Below are 16,764 nucleotides of genomic sequence, written 5' to 3'. Positions count from 1 at the left end.
CGGACGCCGCCGCGGTCGCCGGCCGGGTCAGGAACGCCGGCGCGATCTTCATCGGCCCCTGGGCCCCGGTGTCGCTCGGCGACTACGCGGCCGGGCAACGCCCGGGTCGGCGGGCGCCGTTGTGCTGCGCCTGTGACGACACGCCTGCCGGCCGGCCGTCGGCCTGATGGCCGGGCTCAGCGGATCACCAGGACGTGCTCGCCGCGCGGCAGCAGCTCGCCCACGACGGGCGCGCCGGGGATTTCGCCGGCCACCAGCAGCCCGCCGGAGGTCTGCGCGTCGGCCAGGAGCAGTGCCTCGTCCTCGCTCACCGCCGACAGGTCGCTGTGGGGGCGTACCCACGCGAGATTGCGCCGGGTGCCGCCGCTGACGTGTCCCTCGCACAGCGCCTGCCGGGCGCCGTCGAGGTAGGGCACGGCGTTCGCGTCGATCAGGGCCGTGACCCCGCTCGCCCGGGCGAGCTTGTAGGCATGGCCGAGCAGCCCGAACCCGGTGACGTCCGTCGCGCAGGTGAGCCCGGCGGCGAGCGCCGCTTCGGCCGCCGCCCGGTTGAGCCGCGTCATGACCTCGACCGCGTGCGGGTACACCTCGCCGGTGGCCTTGTGCCTGCTGTTCAGCACGCCGATGCCGAGCGGTTTGGTCAGGGACAGCGGCACACCCGGTTTTCCGGCGTCGCTGCGCAGCAGACGGTCCGGGTCGACCAGGCCGGTGACCGCCATGCCGTACTTGGGCTCGGGGTCGTCCACGCTGTGGCCGCCGGCGACGTGGCAGCCCGCGGCCGCGGCCGTGTCCAGGCCGCCGCGCAGCACCTCGCGGGCCAGGTCGAGCGGGAGGACACCGCGCGGCCAGGCCAGCAGGTTCACGGCGAGCAGGGGACGGCCGCCGGTGGCGTAGACGTCCGACAGCGCGTTCGCCGCGGCGATGCGGCCCCAGTCGTAGGGGTCGTCGACCACGGGCGTGAAGAAGTCGGTGGTCGCCAGTACCGCTGTACCGTCCGGCAGGCGCACGACGGAGGCGTCGTCGCCGTCGTCCAGCCCTACGAGCAGTTCGCCCTCGGGGTCACGGACCGGTACGGCGGCCCCCAGGCCCCGCAGCACCTCCTCCAGCTCGCCCGGCGGGATCTTGCAGGCACATCCGCCGCCGTGCGCGTACTGGGTGAGGCGGACGGATGCGCGGGGCGCCGTCGATGAGGTCATGCAGATCATGATTCCGGACGCGTTCCGTTAGCGCCGGTATACGGCTTTTGCGAAGATGGCCGCGTGGCGTGGGGAGGCGTGTCCGGCCTGGTGACCGGCCCGGTCTTCAAAACCGTTGAACGGCAGGAGCTGCCGTTGGCGGGTTCGATTCCCGTCCGCCTCCGCCACGCACGCGCCGCAGGAGGGCCACGGTGAGTGGAAGAGGTGCCATGAGCGATCCGCGCCGGCGCATCCCAGGCACCGACGCCGTGCTGGCCGAGCCGCGGCTCGCCACCGCCGTCCGGACGCTGGGGCGTCCCCTGGTGAAGGCGGCTGTCGCGCAGGCCCAGCGACGCGCGAGGGCCGGCGAGATCGCTCCCGAGGACGTGGTGGACGCGGCCGTCGCCCATCTGCCCGAGCGAGCCTGCGGCCTGCGGCCGGTGATCAACGCCACCGGTGTGCTGGTGCACACCAATCTCGGCCGGGCACCGCTGTCGGATGCCGCCCGGGACGCCGTGCTGGCCGCGTCCGGATGCACGGACGTCGAGTTCGACCTGGCCGAAGGCCGCCGGGCCCGCCGCGGACGCGGGGCGCTCGCCGCGCTGGCCGAGGCGGCGCCCGATGCCGGAGCGGTGCACGTGGTGAACAACAACGCGGCCGCGCTGCTCCTGTGCGCCCTGGCGATGGCCCAGGGACGGGAGATCGTGATCAGCCGGGGTGAGCTGGTCGAGATCGGCGACGGGTTCCGCATTCCGGAGCTGCTGGCCTCCACCGGCGCGCGGCTGCGCGAGGTCGGCACCACCAACCGCACCCGTGCGCGGGACTACGCCGAGGCCATCGGCCCCGACACCGGTTTCCTGCTCAAGGTGCACGCGTCCAACTTCCACATCAGCGGTTTCACCGCGGCGGCGAGTGTGAGCGAGCTGGCGACGCTCGGGCCGCCGGTCGTGGTGGACATCGGTTCCGGTCTGCTCGGCCCGCACCCGCTGCTCCCCCAGGAGCCGGACGCCACCACCGCGCTGCGTGCCGGGGCGGCGCTGGTGACGGCCAGCGGGGACAAGCTGCTCGGCGGACCCCAGGCCGGGCTGCTGCTCGGTGAAGCGGGGCTGGTCGAGCGACTGCGGCGGCATCCCGCGGCCCGGGCCATGCGGGTGGACAAGCTGACCCTGGCCGCGCTGGAAGCGACGCTGCGCGGTCCGGAGCCGCCCGTACGCACCGCGCTGGCCGCCGACGAGACCGCCCTGCGCGAGCGCGCCGCCCGGCTGGTCGAGCGGCTGCGGGCCGAAGGGGTACCGGCGGAGGTGCTGCGTACGGAGGCGGCCGTGGGCGGTGGCGGCGCGCCCGGGGTGACCCTGCCCAGCGCGGCCGTCGGCCTGCCCGCGCCGTACGGCCCGTTGCTGCGCACCGGCGCGGTCCCGGTGATCGGCCGGGTGGAGCGCGGCCGGTGCCTGCTGGATCTGCGCACGGTCGGGGCGGAGGAGGAGCAGGCGGTGCTGCAGGCCGTGCTCGCCGCACGGCGGTCGCGTACGGGCGGTGGACGCCCGGAAGACGGAGACGACCACGGAAGTGAGCGGCCGTGCACGTGATCGCCACCGCCGGTCACGTCGATCACGGCAAGTCGACGCTGGTCAGGCTGCTCACCGGGATGGAGCCGGACCGCTGGGAGCAGGAGCGCCGGCGCGGGCTGACCATCGACCTGGGCTTCGCCTGGACGACCCTCGCCGGCGGGCCGGAGGTGGCGTTCGTCGACGTCCCGGGCCACGAGCGGTTCGTGCCCAACATGCTCGCCGGTATCGGCCCGGTCCCCGCCGTGCTGTTCGTGGTGGCCGCCGACGAGGGCTGGATGCCGCAGTCGGCCGAGCATCTGCAGGCACTGGACGCGCTGGGCGTCCGGCATGCGCTGCTCACGGTCACCCGCTGCGACCTCGCCGACCCGGAACCGGCCCGGCAACAGGCGCTGGCCCGCATGGCGTCGACCAGCCTCGGACCGGTTGACTCGGTGACGGTGAGCGGGCGCACCGGCGAGGGCCTGGACCGGCTGCGGGACGGACTGACGCGGCTGGTGGGAGCCCTGCCACCCGCCGATCCGGACGCCGACGTCCGGCTGTGGGTCGATCGCTCGTTCAGCGTCGTCGGCGCGGGCACGGTGGTCACCGGAACGCTGACGGCCGGCACCCTGCGCAGCGACGCGGAGCTTCAGCTGGCCTCCACCGGGGCGGTGATGCGGGTACGCGGCCTGCAGACGCTGGGCCGGGACACGCCCGAGGTCCGCGCCGTGGCCCGCGTGGCGGTCGGTCTGCGCGGCGTCGAGCACCGGGCGATCGGCCGCGGTGACGCTCTCCTCACTCCGGGCAGGTGGCTGACGACGGCCGAGGCCGACGTCGCGCTGCGCGGCGCCGACAGCGGCGGGGGCGACGCCGGCGAGCGCCGTGACCTCCCCCGCGAGCTCGTGCTGCACGTGGGTTCCGCGTCCGTGGCCGCCCGGGTCCGGCCGCTGGGGGCCGGCAGCGCCCGGCTGCGGCTGGCCCGGCCCCTGCCGCTGCGCGTCGGCGACCGCGCGTTGCTGCGCGATCCCGGTCGGCACCGCATCGCCGCCGGTGTGGACGTACTCGACGTGACACCCCCCGAGCTGAGCCGGCGCGGAGCCGCACGGTTGCGCGCCGCGGAGCTGACCGCTCTGACCGGTGCGGCACCGCGGGCGGTGGCCGAGGCGTTGCTGCATCGGCGGCGCTTCGCGACCGCGGGCGAGCTGCACGCCGTGGGGCTGCCCGTGGTGGGCGAGCCGGTGGGTGACGGCCGAAGGGTTGATCCGGGCGTGTGGCGCGAGTTGGTCGTCTCCTTGCGTGCCGTGGTCGACGAGTGGCGCGATGGGCATCCCCTGGAGTCCGGCATGCCCGTGGAGGCGGTACGCCGGCGACTGCGGCTGCCCACGGCCGGTGTCGTGGAACGGCTTGCCGGTGCCGCGTCGCTGCCGGTGGTGGAGGGGCGGGTGTGCGCGCCGGGCAGCCGCGCGGTGCTTCCCGAAGCCGTCGAGTCGGCGGTGGCCGCGCTGACCGCCGAGTTGCGCGCTGCCCCGTTCGCCGCGCCGGACGCCGCGAGGATGGCGGAACTGCGGCTCGGGAAGAGGGAGTTGGCCGCCGCGGTGCGCGCCGGCCGCCTGCTGAAGGTGGCCGACGGTGTCTTCCTGCTTCCCGACGGCGACACACGGGCCGCCGAAGTGCTCGCGGAACTGCCCCAGCCGTACACCCTCAGCCAGGCGCGGCAGGCGCTGCGCACCACCCGGCGGGTCGCGGTGCCCCTGCTGGAGCTGCTGGACCGCCGGGGTGTCACCGAGCGGCTCGCGGACGGCACGCATCGTGTGCGCGCCGCGTCGGCCTGACCGGTGCTCGACATGCCCCTCGCGGGTCCCGGCGTTACGTTGGCTGCGACGGCGCAAGGGCACGAGGCGGGAGATCGCCATGGGCCTGTGGCAGTGGATCGACGGCTGGCCGGTGTACCGGCAGCTCACCGGTGACGATGCGCTGGGCAGGGGCAGCGCGGCGCGCTCGCGCGGCACCGAGCAGGTGTCCGCCCGTACCGAGAAGGCCGACAGGGTCGTACGGTCCGTGTGCCCGTACTGCGCCGTGGGCTGCGGCCAGAAGGTCTACGTCGAGGACGAGAAGGTCGTCCAGATCGAGGGCGACCCGGACTCCCCGATCTCACGCGGCCGGCTGTGCCCGAAGGGCTCGGCCAGCAAGCAGTTGGTGACCGGGCCCGGCCGGATCACTGCCGTCCTGCACCGGGCGCCGTACGGCACGGGGTGGGAGCGGATCCCGCTCGACCGGGCGATGGACATGATCGCCGACCGGGTCGTCGAAACCCGTCGGCAGACGTGGCAGGACACGCATCACGGGGTTCCCGTCCGGCGCACGCTCGGCATCGCCTCGCTCGGCGGAGCGACGCTGGACAACGAAGAGAACTACCTGATGAAGAAGCTCTACACGGCGCTGGGCGCGATCCAGATCGAGAACCAGGCGCGGATTTGACACTCCGCCACGGTTCCCGGTCTGGGGACCTCGTTCGGACGTGGCGGAGCCACGACGTTCCAGCAGGATCTGGCCGAGGCCGACTGCATCGTCATCCAGGGTTCCAACATGGCCGAGTGCCATCCGGTCGGCTTCCAGTGGGTGGTGGAGGCCCGGGAACGGGGTGCCACGATCATCCATGTCGACCCCCGCTTCACCCGCACCAGCGCGCTGGCGGACGTCCACGTGCCGCTGCGGGCCGGGACGGACATCGCCTTCCTCGGTGCCCTGATCAACCATGTGCTCAGCAACGACAAGGACTTCCGCGAGTACGTGGTCGCCTACACCAACGCGCCCGCGATCCTGCGCGAGGACTTCGCCGACACCGAGGACCTGGACGGGCTGTTCTCCGGCTTCGACCCGGAGAGCCGGCACTACGAGACGACCAGCTGGATGTACGAGGGCGCGCAGGCCTCGGCCGCGGCCGGCGACCGGGACCGGTGGCCGGGATCGGGCGACGGGGGCGAGCAGGGTGCGGCGGCCGGGCAGACCGGAGGCAGGGAGCTGCGCGAGAGCGGCCGCGCGCACTCGTACGGCGCGGGCGGCCCCGCCCTGGGCGGGAAGCCGGCCATGGACCCGACGCTGCAACACCCGCGCTGCGTGTACCAGGTGCTCAGGCGGCACTTCGCCCGCTACACGCCGGACCTGGTCGAGGACGTGTGCGGCGTCCCCCGCGAGCTCTTCGCCCGGGTGGCCGACGCGATCACGGCCAACTCCGGACGCGAGCGCACCACGGCCCTGTGCTACTCCGTCGGCTGGACCCAGCACACCGTAGGGGTGCAGTACATCCGTACCGCGGCCATCCTGCAGGCGCTGCTGGGCAACATCGGGCGGCCGGGAGGCGGCATCCTGGCCCTGCGCGGACACGCCAGCATCCAGGGCTCCACGGACGTCCCCACCCTGTTCGACCTGCTGCCCGGCTACATCCCCATGCCGCACGCCCACCAGCACCAGGACCTGGACGCGTTCGTGGCCGCGGACGCCGGCACGACCGGCTTCTGGGGCAACATGCGCGCCTACGTGGTGAGTCTGCTCAAGGCCTGGTGGGGGCAGGCGGCCACCGAGGAGAACGACTACCGCTTCGACTGGCTGCCGCGGCTGACCGGCGACCACGGCACGTACCAGACGGTGCTCAACCAGCTCTCGGGCGAGTGCAAGGGGTACTTCCTCGTCGGCGAGAACCCGGCGGTCGGTTCGGCCAACAGCAAGCTGCAGCGCCTCGGACTGGCGAACCTGGACTGGCTGGTCGTGCGCGACCTGCGCCTCATCGAGAGCGCGACCTTCTGGCAGGACGGGCCGGAGATCGAGACCGGTGAGCTGCGCACCGAGGAGATCCCGACGGAGGTGTTCTTCCTGCCGGCCGCGGCGCACACGGAGAAGGACGGCAGCTTCACCAACACCCAGCGGCTGCTGCAGTGGCACCACACGGCCGTCGACCCGCCCGGGGACGCCCGCAGCGACCTCTGGTTCTACCACCACCTCGGACGGATCATCAGGGAGAAGCTCGCCGGATCCGCCGAGCCGCACGACCGCCCCCTGCTCGACCTGACCTGGGACTACCCGACGTCGGGCCCGCTGGCCGAGCCGAGCGCCGACGCGGTACTCGCCGAGATCAACGGGTACGGCCCGGACGGGCAGCCGCTGTCGTCGTCCACCCAGCTACGCGACGACGGCTCCACCTCCTGCGGGGTCTGGATCTACTGCGGGGTCCGCGCCGACGGACACAACCACGCGGCGAACCGCCGGCCGCACGCCGAACAGAGCCGCATCGCCCCCGACTGGGGCTGGGCGTGGCCGGCCAACCGCCGCATCCTCTACAACCGGGCGTCGGCCGACCCCGAGGGAAGGCCGTGGAGCGAGCGCAAGCGGTACGTGTGGTGGGACGCCGAGCAGGGCCGGTGGACCGGGGACGACGTCCCGGACTGCGAGGCGGACAAGCCGCCCGACTACCGGCCGCCGCCGGACGCGAAGGCCCAGGACGCCCTGGCCGGCACCGACCCGTTCATCATGCAGAGCGACGGCCGCGCCTGGCTGTTCGCACCGGCCGGGCTGGCCGACGGCCCGCTGCCCGCGCACTACGAGCCGTACGAGTCGCCGGTGGACAACCCGCTGTACGGGCAGCAGACGAACCCGGCGCTGCAGGCCTACGACCACCCTGCCAACCGGTACCACCAGGCCGGGAGCAGGGTGTACCCGTACGCGTTCACCACCTACCGGCTCACCGAGCATCACACGGCCGGCGGCATGAGCCGTACGCTGCCCTATCTGTCCGAGCTGCAACCGGAGTTCTTCTGCGAGGTCTCCCCCGAGCTCGCCGCCGAGCGCGGCCTGGAGCACCTGGGCTGGGCGACCATCACCACGGCCCGTACGGCGGTCGAGGCGAGAGTGCTGGTGACCGACCGGATCAAACCGCTGCGGATCCGGGGCCGCACCATCCACCAGGTGGGACTGCCCTACCACTGGGGTCCGAACGGTCTGTCGACGGGAGACGCGGCGAACGAGCTGCTGTCCGTCGTCCTCGACCCGAACGTACGCATCCAGGAGTCCAAGGCGGCGACCTGCGACATCCGGCCCGGCAGGCGTCCGCGGGGTCCGGCGCTGCGGGCCCACGTGGCGGCCTACCGGCGGCGCGCCGGCCTCCCCGAGGACATCCCGCCGGGCGCAGGAGAGGAACAGCGATGACTTCCGACCGCAACAGGCTGTCCGGCCCGCTGGCCGACCCCGCCGCGGACGCCGGATACCCGGAGACCCACCCACCCCGGACGGGCTTCTTCACGGACACCTCCGTCTGTATCGGCTGCAAGGCGTGTCAGGTGGCGTGCAAGGAGTGGAACCTCGTTCCGGCCGAGACCGAGGAACTCGACCTGCTGGGGCAGTCGTTCGACAACACGGGTGCGCTGAGCGCCGACAACTGGCGGCACGTGGCGTTCGTCGAGCAGAAGGTGGCACCGGACCGGCCGCCGGTCGACCTGGGCATGCCGGCCGTCGGACCACCGCCCGGGCACGACACGGGTGCCGGGGACGGCCAGGTGCGGTGGCTGATGTCCAGCGACGTGTGCAAGCACTGCACCCACGCCGCCTGCCTGGACGTCTGCCCGACCGGGTCGTTGTTCCGCACCGAGTTCGGGACCGTGGTGGTGCAGGAGGACATCTGCAACGGCTGCGGATACTGCGTGCCGGCGTGCCCGTACGGCGTGATCGACATCCGCCCGGGCGACGGCCGGGCCTTCAAGTGCACGCTGTGCTACGACCGTTTGGGGGCGGGCCGGGAACCGGCATGCGCCCAGGCGTGCCCGACCGACTCCATCCAGTTCGGCCCGCTGGAGGAACTGCGCGAGCGGGCGGACCGGCGGGTGACCGAGTTGCACGAGCGCGGGGTGGACCAGGCACGGCTGTACGGCCGGGATCCGAACGACGGCGTCGGCGGTGACGGCGCGTTCTTCCTCCTGCTGGACGAGCCCGAGGTGTACGGACTGCCGCCGGACCCGGTGGTCACCACCCGTGACCTGCCGTCGATGTGGCGGCACGCGGCGACGGCTGCCGTCGGGGTGGCGGTGAGTGTGGCGCTGTCCTTCCTGGGGCGGGGGACCTTGGAAAGGAGGAAGCCGTGACGAGAAGAGGTGAGCAGGGGCGCGAACGGGAACGGCCCATGGTTCCCCGCGCGGAGTTCCGGTCGTACTACGGCCGGCCGATCCTCAAGCGTCCCACCTGGAAGGTGCCGGACGTGCCGGGATATCTGTTCCTCGGGGGGACCGCCGGTGCCTCGGCGACCATGGCTGCGGTGGCGGAGCTGACCGGGCGTCGGGGGCTGGCCGGGGCGGGCCGGTGGGTCGCCGGCGGTGCGTCGGTGGCCGGCGTCGCCGCCCTGGTCCATGACCTCGGCCGTCCCGAGCGCTTCACGCACATGCTGCGCGTCCTCAAGCCCACCTCGCCGCTGTCGGTGGGCTCCTGGATCCTCGCGCCGTTCTCCACGCTCGCCACCGCCGCGGCCGCCTCGCAGGCCACCGGAAGGCTGCCCGGGCTCGGCCGGCTCGCCGGGCTCGGATCCGCCGTACTGGGGCCGGCGATGTGCACGTACACCGCGGTGCTGCTCTCCGACACCGCGGTGCCGGCGTGGCACGAGGCGTATCCGGAGCTGCCGTATGTGTTCGCGGGCAGCGCGCTGACCAGCGCCGCGGGTGCGGCACTGCTCTGCGCACCCCGCGCGGAGCACGGGCCGCCGATCCGGATGGGCCTGCTCGGCGCGGTCATGGAACTCGCCGCGACGCGCAGCCTCGAGCGGCGGCTCGGGCTGGTCGGTGAGCCCTACGTCACGGGCCGGCCCGGGCGGCTGCTGACGTTGAGCAAGGCGCTGGCCGTGGCCGGGGCCGGGCTGTCGCTTCTCGCGGGGCGTCGCGCGACTCCGCTCCTGGCCGGAGGGGCGTACCTGGCCGCGGGGCTGTGCACCCGGTTCGGAGTCTTCGCGGCGGGTATCGCGTCCGCTCAGGACCCGGTGTACGTGGTGACTCCGCAGCGGCACCGCCTCGGGGCGGGGGGTCTGGGTGCCGCCTAGGTCGTGTCCGGGGGGCCGTTCCTTGATGATCGATTACATCGCCACCCTGGGTGAGGTTTCATGTCACGGGGTTGTCGCGCAACCACCCCAAGACCTGCTGGGCATGCACGTCGGGAGGGAAGACCGGGTAGAAGGCATGCTCGATCACCCCATCACGGATGACGAGGGTCAGCCGCTTGAACAGCGTCAGCCCGTCGGTGTCGAACGTGGGCAGGCCGAGGGCCGCGGCCAGGTTCAGCCGAGGGTCGGAGAGCATCGCGAAGGGCAGGCGGAGCCGCTCGACGACCTCGCGTTGATAGGCGGTGTCCTGGCTGGACAGGCCGAAAACGCTCCGTGCGCCGGCCGCAAGAAGTTCTTGGTGGTGGTCCCGGAAATCGCATGCTTCGGTGGTGCAGCCCCGTGCTCCGGGGATGGAGTCCCAGCCGTCTGGGAGGTCGGCATCCGGGCGGCCCGTGAGCGGGTAGACGTAGATGATCGTGCGCCCCGGACCAAGGGCATCGACACTCACCATCTCGCTTGTGGTGCTGGGCAGTTCGAGGTGGGGTGCCTTCAGGCCGGGAAGGTGGTCGGCCGCGCCGTCGTCATCCGGGACGGGCAGGTCCGCAGGCAGGCGGTGGAAGTCGCTCATGGTGTGCTCTTCGTCGTCGGGCGATGAGATGCTGCTGTTGCGATGGGCGGCCTGTCTCAGCTGCCGTATCAGGGTCGCTCGGCGGCTGGTCAGGGCCTCGATCCGTTCGGTCAGCTCGTCGATGGCCTCGCGATAGCCGGCCAGCGACGCCGGACAGTCGTCGGCGTACTGCCGTCCGGACGCCAGACACTCCAGAAACGGCCGCGTGCGCTCGACCGGGATGCCGAGGCTGCCGAGAGCCCGGATCTCGCGCACCAGACGCACGTCGTCCTCGTCGTAGTCCCGGTACCCGTTGGCGAGACGGCGCGGCGTGATCAACCCGAGCGATTCGTAGTAACGCACCGCTTTGACTGTCACGCCGGCGCATCTGGCCAGCTCGCCGATCTTCATGCCGTTCATCTCCACGAACGCTAGACCTTGACCTCAAGGGCAAGGTCAACCTGCCGTCCGCAGACTCTCACGGTTGCCGCAGGCCGGGCCCGGGGCCGGCGCTGCGCCCGAAGTCGAGCCGGAAACCGATCCAGGCAGCGTCGGCGCCCGGGGAGAAGAAGATGCCTCTGTGGCAGGCGATCCTTTTCCTGCTTCTCCTGGGCTCCACCAGGCCGTCACCGACTGACAGCCATGCGGCGGTCCTGCATCTCATGCAAGGACGGCCGCCTCAGCGATCGCCGACGACGCTGCCATGATGCTCAGTTGGGGATTCACCTGCGGGCAGCTGGGGAGGACGGAGGCATCCGCGAGCAGCACCCCGTGTACTCCGCGGAGCCTGCCCCACGGGTCGGCCGGGAAGCGGTGCGGGTCCGCGCCTGCGGCGACCGTGCCTGTGGGGTGGTAGGCCGAGAGGTGGAGGTGGCGTGCGCTCGTGCCGGCCAGGACGGCGTCCAGTTCCGTGAGGCTGCGTACGCGTGGTGTGCGGGCGATGCCGGTGAGCACTTCCTCGGCTCCCGCGGCGAACAGCAGCTCTCCCATGGCGCGCACGGCCCGTAGCAGGCGGCCTGCGTCGCGGTGGTCCAGGTCGTAGCGGATCAGTGTGCGGTCGCGGCCGAGGACGCGACCGGAGGGGTGGTCGGCGATCATCGCGCCGAGCGTGGCGAGCCGGTCGGCGGTCTCCAGTTCGCGGCGCAGCTCGGCGCCCAGTCCGGGGAGGATGAAGGAACCCATGCCGGGCGGGGTTGCGGTGGCCTCGATGAGGATGCCCTGCGAGTGGTGCTCTTCGACTCCGACGCTCTGCAGCACGCCTTCCCAGGCGGTGACCGGTTCGGCGAAGCGTCCGGCGACGCTCGTGGCCGGGTGGACGCTGAGATTGCGGCCGAGGCGGGGGTGCCGGCCGAGGCCGGAGCGGCGCAGGAGCGGCGGGGACTGCAGCGCGCCCGCGGCGACGACGACCAGGGGCGCGAGGATCTCGAAGCCGCCGCCCTCCGCGCAGCGTGCGCGTACCCCCGCGGCCCGCGGGCCTCCGGGCCGGTCCGTGTCCACGAGGATGCGCTCGACTCTGGCTCCGGTGACGATACGGGCACCCGCGGCGCAGGCCTCGGGCAGCACGGACAGCTGTACGCTCTGTTTGGCGCCGGTCGGACAGCCCACCACGCACTGGCAGGATCCCTGGCAGCCCGGGGCGTTGCGGCGCAGGGGTGCGGCCTGCCAGCCGAGCTCGCGTGCGCCCTTGAGCGTGATGCGGCCGTTGTTGCCGAGGACGTCGGCGGGTTGGGTGGCCACCCGCAGGGTGCACTCGGCTTCGTCCAGATACCGGTCGAACCCGTCGGCGGGCGTGAATCCGAAGTCCCTGCTCCAGCGGGCCAGGACGTGACCCGGAGTGCGGTAGCAGGTACCGGAGTTGACGACCGTGGTGCCGCCGACGGCTCGGCCCGTCGGCAGCAGCAGTGGTGGGTTGCCGACGGCGACGGTCGCTCCGCCGTCCCGGTAGAGGTCCGTGAAGCGGTCCAGGGGCGTGCGCCGGCCGAACGACTCGGTGGAGTGGTGCCGCCCTTCCTCGAGGACGACGACGTCGAGCCCTGCCCGGGCCAGGGTCCGCGCGGCCGTCGCCCCGCCCGCGCCCGAGCCGATGACGACGGCGTCGGCGGTGGAGCGCGCGGGCCAGGAGGGCGCGGTTGTCAGGTCGAGCGGCGGGTCCTGGCGTGTGAGGCCGCGTGGTGTGGGACCGTCCTGGAGCATCCGTTCCGTTCCGGCCGCCAGAAGGACGGGCACCTTCAGTACGTCCAGGAGCGGGAGAAGGGTGGGCCGTGCGGCGAGTTCGCGCAGTACGGATTCCTGTTCGGGCGTGGTGAGTGCGCCGAGCGTGCGTCCGGTGCGTGCCATGGCGTAGGTGTCCACGCCGCGCGCTGCTGCCCGTAGGCCGGCCCGCGCGGCGAGCGGCATCGTGGTGAGGACAGTCTCCAGTCTGGCGGGGACGCGTCGGGGCCAGTCGCTCGTGCCGTCGTCGGCGATGAGGGCGGACACGAGACCGGTGAGAGTCATCGTGTGCCCACCTCCGCGTGGGCCGTGCCTTCCAGCGTCCATTCGGCCTCGGTGCGCCAGCCGCCGAACCACCATCGCTCCAGCAGGACGTGTGCGTCGGCCCGCTCACTGTTGTGGCACGTCGCGTGTTGGCCGTCGGGGTCGGTGTAGTCGAGAGCGAGGGTACGGTCCGCTTGCTGGGTGACCTCGACCCGGATCCGGCGCAGGCCGGTGCGGCCGGTGACCGTCCACGTGGGCAGGGCGATGCCGGCGCGGAAACGGCCCACTCCGGCCCAGCCGGCCGCCGTCCGCTCGGGGCGACGCGGCCAGGTGCGACCCTGCCGACGCAGTCGGAGGAAGACCAAGGGGGGAAGCCGGCGCAGGCCCGGGCGCATGGAGACGGCGGCGACGATCTCCAGGACGTCGCCGCCGCCGAGGTCGGCGTGCAGCCAGGCCCAGCGGCGGGCGTTGCCGTGGCCGTAGATCCGGGCGGAGGCGCCCGGGGCCGCGGTGAGGGTCAGCGTGGTGTCGTCGTGGGTGAAGGTGCCTTCGTAGGTGGTCCTGGCCGCGGGGAGCATCTGGGCGGCAGGAAGCAGGGGCCTGCGCCAGGACCAGCGGGGGAAGGTGAACAGCGGTTCGTCCGTGCGGTGTTCGGTCAGATCCCAGCGCAGGGCACCGCTCTCGGCCGCCCCGGACAGGCGTCCGGGCCGGACCGCGGCCCCGTCGGCGCTGAAGCCCGACCCTTCGGGAGTCCACTTGGCGGGGCCGAAGCGGGCGTGCCGCACGGGTCCGTCCTTGGGGAAGACCGCCGCCCAGCCGTGTGCGTACGGCTCGGATCCGTCGGCCGGCGCGGTCAGTTCGTGGTGCAGCCACAGTCCGCTGCCGGTGGCCGGTTCGGTGAGGGTGGTGTACCAGACCTCGGTACGGCCCGGCTCTCCGCGCCAGCGGGGCGCGAGGAACGCGTCGGGATCCTCCCGCCGGGGGAAGCGGAAACTGGCCAGGAACGGCAGGAGTTGAGTGCCGAGGGGGAAGCGGAGGGTGCCGGTGCCGATCCGCACGCCGTCCTCGTGGAGGGTGTACGGCAGCACGGTGATCGAGGTCACGGGCCTGCGCGGGGTGACGGACTTCCAGCCGTCGAGGGTGAGCCGACGGCCGTCGGCGGTGAAGGCAATGCGGTAACGGATACGGCGCCGCGAGAGCGGCGAGATCTCCAACTCCCCCTCGGCGCGAGGGTCGTCGGCCCAGCCCGCGATCCGTATCCGGCCGGTGGCGCGGGCCTCGGTCGTACCGAGAAGGCGGAGAAAGCGGTCGGCCGAGACGGTCAGATCGAGGCGGACCCGGCGCGTACGGTCCTCGTCGTCGAGTCGCAGCGTGCCGAGCATCGTCTCGCGAAAGACCGTGCCACGCGCGGGTGAGCCGGCGCTCGTGGCCGCGCGTGAGGTCGTCTGCCCGCTCATGCGAGGCCCTCCAGCATGATCCGCTCGGTCGCCGTCAGATACTGTTCGGCCGCCCGCCGGGCGCCGGCCTCGTCGCCGCACGCCACCGCCTCGACCACCGGCTCCAGGCGCCCACGGGCCGCCCGGGCGTCCGTGAACGGGCCCCTGAGTGCGGCGCGCACCGGCAGATAGGCGTTGAAGAGGGTGTTGGTCAGCAGGACATAGACACGGTTGCCGGTGGCGCGGGCCAGGGCCCGGTGGACCTCGACGTCCGCGAGCTGTACGGCATCGGCGTCCGCCGCGCCCCCCACGGCCGCCAGGAGCGCGCGCAGTTCGGCTCGCTGCGGTTCGGTCGCCCGGGCCGCGGCCCGCTCGGCGATCAACGCGCCGATACTGCGCCGCACTTCGAAGACCTCACCGATCCAGTCGGGGCTGTGCCGTACGAGCATGGGCAGCAGGTCGGCGCCGCCGAGGCGCAGATAGTCCCGCACGCGGGTGCCGACGCCGTGCCGGGTCTCCAGCAGTCCGGCCTGCATCAGACGGCCGAAGGCGTGCTTGAGGGTGGTGCGGGTGACGCCGTAACCGTCGGCGAGCGTGCGCTCGGGCGGCAGGTAACTGCCCGCCGGATGGCGCCCGGTGAGGATGTCCTCACGCAGTCGGCCCTCCAGGACATCGACGATGGTCTCGCGGGGCAGTGCTTCCATACCGTCCTCCCCGATGGCTCAGTGGATGAGCCACTCAACCAATACGCGTCCGTGGAGTCAACGGTCCAGCCGCGACGAATCGGAGTCGTTCAGTTGCCGTCGTGCACGGCGGTGAGTCCGTTGAACACTCCTACGTAGGCGGTGCCTTCCGGGCCGAGGGTGATCGGGGCCCAGTTGTCGTCGTAGTTGATGCCGGTGCCCACGAGCTGCTTGAAGCGGGTTTCGCCCGTGCGGAAGTCGACGGCGGTCAGGTACCAGGCGTCGATGCCCAGGGGGTTCGGATCCTTCGTGTACAGGTACAACAGGCCGTTGGCGGTGGACAGCTTCGGCACGGTGGAGGGTGAGCGTTCACCGCTCTCCCACATGGTGTCGCAGCCGCTGCCGTCCTTGCGGACGTCGATGCGCGTGACTCCGCCGACGACGCTGCGTCCGAGGGTGAGCGAGGTGATGTTCTCGTATCCGTAGTTGTTCTCGACCACGAGGCTGTTGCCCCAGCTGATCAACGAGTTGTCCGTGGTGGAGGCCCCCGATCCGAAGACGGGGATCTCGCAGACCAGGCGGCGGTCGGCGGGAACGGCGGGGTCCCGCCGGTAGACCAGGACGTGCATGCGGTCGTCGGCGTTGTCCGTGACGGCGACGTACTGTCCGCCCTCGCCGAAGATGTCCGGTGTCGTGCCGGAACCCTGGTTGACGGAGCCGGGTTTGGTCCCGGTTCCGCGGTCGTAGGTCTGCCGCCAGATCACCTCGGGTGTGCCGTCGGCCGTGGCGCGGAAGTCGTACAGAGCGTGGTCGGAGACGATGGCGACGCCGTCCTCGGCGACGGAGAAGGAGTTCTGGATCTCCTCGCCGGTGAGCTGGATGGACCGGATGGTGCCGGTGGCGGGGTCGACGGTGCCTACACGGCCCTGCCGGGTGACCCACCAGATACGGCCGGTCCAGTCGGGCATGACGGACGTGACCGGGTCGCAGTCGCCGCTGGGGTGCAGGTTGGTCCAGGTGACGCAGTCGTGGGGTACGTGACTGCCGAGGTCCCAGTCGTCGGTGACGCCGAAGCTCCAGGTGCCGTCGGGAGACTGCCGGTGCGCCAGGCGCAGGAGGTGCTGGCGGGAGTCCGCGAGCACCAGCCGGTCCTGGTCGTCGAGGTAGGAGTAGGCGCCGCCGGACGTGTCCTTGAAGATCCGGGAGAAGTCGAGCCGGGTGATCGCCTCGACGGTGGACGGCCGTTGCGGCAGCTTGTACTCGGCCAGGGTCGTAAGAGTGCGCGGATCGAGCAGCTTGACCAGGAAACCCGTGAACGTCCCGCACACCGTGACGATCCGGCCCTCCCGGTCGAAGGTGACGTTGGCGCACTCGCCACCGAGCAGCGCCATCCGCTCACTGCCGACCTGGGGTTGCCTGCCGAGCGGGCCGTTCCACGGGTAGGTGGCGCTCCCCCAGGCATCGGCGTGCATGCCGCTGCGTCCGTTGGCCGCGAGAAACGGGTGCTGTGGGGGCTGCTTGCCGGGGAGGGGCCGGGCGGTGACGGGGGCGCCCGCGTAGGCGTCGACCAGACGGTGGCCCGGGGCCTTGGGTATCGGCTCGGCCTGCGCGGGCGCGGGCCCGGTGACGGCTGTGGCTGCCGCCATGGTGAGGGCGACGGCCAGGGCACGGCTGAGTCTCCTGCGGGACATGCGGCTCCTCGGGTGCGTACGGCAGTGGTCGCGCCGAGGGCGACCATAGGAGCGCCGTCTCGAGGAGTCCACAGAGAGGTG

11 protein-coding genes, 1 tRNA gene and 1 pseudogene are annotated in these 16,764 nt (G+C 72.6%); 7 read left to right on the top strand and 6 right to left on the bottom strand.

Annotated features, from left to right (window positions below; translation table 11 throughout):
• Nucleotides 1-95: pseudogene (locus ACWC5O_RS37690) on the top strand (histidinol dehydrogenase); the annotation flags it as partial.
• A gap of 81 nt (nt 96-176) precedes the next feature.
• Here ACWC5O_RS37690 and selD read toward each other — a convergent pair.
• The gene (selD, locus tag ACWC5O_RS37685) at nt 177-1,196 is read right to left on the bottom strand and encodes a selenide, water dikinase SelD (RefSeq protein ID WP_450588129.1); all 1,020 of its coding nucleotides are present in this window, start codon (nt 1,194-1,196) and stop codon (nt 177-179) included.
• Nucleotides 1,197-1,268: 72 nt separating this feature from the next.
• Between selD and ACWC5O_RS37680 the strand changes: the two genes are divergently transcribed.
• From ACWC5O_RS37680 to nrfD, 6 genes are all read left to right on the top strand, one after another.
• Nucleotides 1,269-1,363, top strand: a tRNA-Sec gene (locus ACWC5O_RS37680).
• Nucleotides 1,364-1,405: 42 nt separating this feature from the next.
• Nucleotides 1,406-2,761, top strand: a complete 1,356-nt coding sequence (selA, locus tag ACWC5O_RS37675; RefSeq protein ID WP_450588131.1) for an L-seryl-tRNA(Sec) selenium transferase — start codon at nt 1,406-1,408, stop codon at nt 2,759-2,761.
• The gene (locus ACWC5O_RS37670) at nt 2,752-4,554 is read left to right on the top strand and encodes a SelB domain-containing protein (RefSeq protein WP_450588133.1); all 1,803 of its coding nucleotides are present in this window, start codon (nt 2,752-2,754) and stop codon (nt 4,552-4,554) included. The genes selA and ACWC5O_RS37670 overlap by 10 nt, the downstream gene beginning before the upstream one ends.
• Before the next feature lie 79 nt (nt 4,555-4,633).
• On the top strand, nt 4,634-7,921 hold the full coding sequence (gene fdh, locus ACWC5O_RS37665) for a formate dehydrogenase (RefSeq protein ID WP_450588135.1): 3,288 nt from the start codon (nt 4,634-4,636) through the stop codon (nt 7,919-7,921).
• Nucleotides 7,918-8,850 (top strand): 4Fe-4S dicluster domain-containing protein, encoded by a 933-nt coding sequence (locus ACWC5O_RS37660; protein WP_450588137.1) that lies wholly within the window; start codon nt 7,918-7,920, stop codon nt 8,848-8,850. The genes fdh and ACWC5O_RS37660 overlap by 4 nt, the downstream gene beginning before the upstream one ends.
• Nucleotides 8,847-9,791, top strand: coding sequence for an NrfD/PsrC family molybdoenzyme membrane anchor subunit (gene nrfD / locus ACWC5O_RS37655; protein WP_450588138.1), 945 nt, complete (start codon nt 8,847-8,849; stop codon nt 9,789-9,791). The genes ACWC5O_RS37660 and nrfD overlap by 4 nt, the downstream gene beginning before the upstream one ends.
• Before the next feature lie 58 nt (nt 9,792-9,849).
• On the opposite strand, the gene ACWC5O_RS37650 is transcribed toward nrfD, so the two are convergent.
• From ACWC5O_RS37650 to ACWC5O_RS37630, 5 genes are all read right to left on the bottom strand, one after another.
• The gene (locus tag ACWC5O_RS37650) at nt 9,850-10,809 is read right to left on the bottom strand and encodes a MerR family transcriptional regulator (RefSeq protein WP_450588260.1); all 960 of its coding nucleotides are present in this window, start codon (nt 10,807-10,809) and stop codon (nt 9,850-9,852) included.
• A gap of 249 nt (nt 10,810-11,058) precedes the next feature.
• A complete protein-coding gene (locus ACWC5O_RS37645; RefSeq protein WP_450588140.1) occupies nt 11,059-12,894 on the bottom strand; it encodes a GMC family oxidoreductase N-terminal domain-containing protein in 1,836 nt (611 codons plus the stop codon).
• Entirely contained in the window at nt 12,891-14,330 is a 1,440-nt protein-coding gene (locus ACWC5O_RS37640; protein WP_450588142.1) for a hypothetical protein, read from the bottom strand. The genes ACWC5O_RS37645 and ACWC5O_RS37640 overlap by 4 nt, the downstream gene beginning before the upstream one ends.
• Nucleotides 14,327-15,013, bottom strand: coding sequence for a FadR/GntR family transcriptional regulator (locus tag ACWC5O_RS37635; protein ID WP_450588144.1), 687 nt, complete (start codon nt 15,011-15,013; stop codon nt 14,327-14,329). The genes ACWC5O_RS37640 and ACWC5O_RS37635 overlap by 4 nt, the downstream gene beginning before the upstream one ends.
• 89 nt (nt 15,014-15,102) lie before the next feature.
• Complete coding sequence (locus ACWC5O_RS37630) at nt 15,103-16,683, bottom strand: hypothetical protein (RefSeq protein WP_450588145.1); 1,581 nt, start codon at nt 16,681-16,683, stop codon at nt 15,103-15,105.
• Between the last annotated feature and the right edge of the window lie 81 nt (nt 16,684-16,764).

Source organism: Streptomyces sp. NPDC001450 (genome assembly GCF_053597295.1).
Note: the sequence above shows the minus strand (reverse complement) of the source record. Positions and strands in the feature narration are given on the sequence as shown.

Excerpts from the sequence above, each read along its gene's own strand:
- selD (WP_450588129.1), bottom strand. The coding sequence starts at position 1,196 with ATGACCTCATCGACGGCGCCCCGCGCATCCGTCCGCCTCACCCAGTAC.
- ACWC5O_RS37630 (WP_450588145.1), bottom strand. The coding sequence starts at position 16,683 with ATGTCCCGCAGGAGACTCAGCCGTGCCCTGGCCGTCGCCCTCACCATG.
- ACWC5O_RS37650 (WP_450588260.1), bottom strand. The coding sequence starts at position 10,809 with ATGAAGATCGGCGAGCTGGCCAGATGCGCCGGCGTGACAGTCAAAGCG.
- ACWC5O_RS37640 (WP_450588142.1), bottom strand. The coding sequence starts at position 14,330 with ATGAGCGGGCAGACGACCTCACGCGCGGCCACGAGCGCCGGCTCACCC.
- ACWC5O_RS37645 (WP_450588140.1), bottom strand. The coding sequence starts at position 12,894 with ATGACTCTCACCGGTCTCGTGTCCGCCCTCATCGCCGACGACGGCACG.
- ACWC5O_RS37635 (WP_450588144.1), bottom strand. The coding sequence starts at position 15,013 with ATGGAAGCACTGCCCCGCGAGACCATCGTCGATGTCCTGGAGGGCCGA.
- selA (WP_450588131.1), top strand. The coding sequence starts at position 1,406 with ATGAGCGATCCGCGCCGGCGCATCCCAGGCACCGACGCCGTGCTGGCC.
- ACWC5O_RS37660 (WP_450588137.1), top strand. The coding sequence starts at position 7,918 with ATGACTTCCGACCGCAACAGGCTGTCCGGCCCGCTGGCCGACCCCGCC.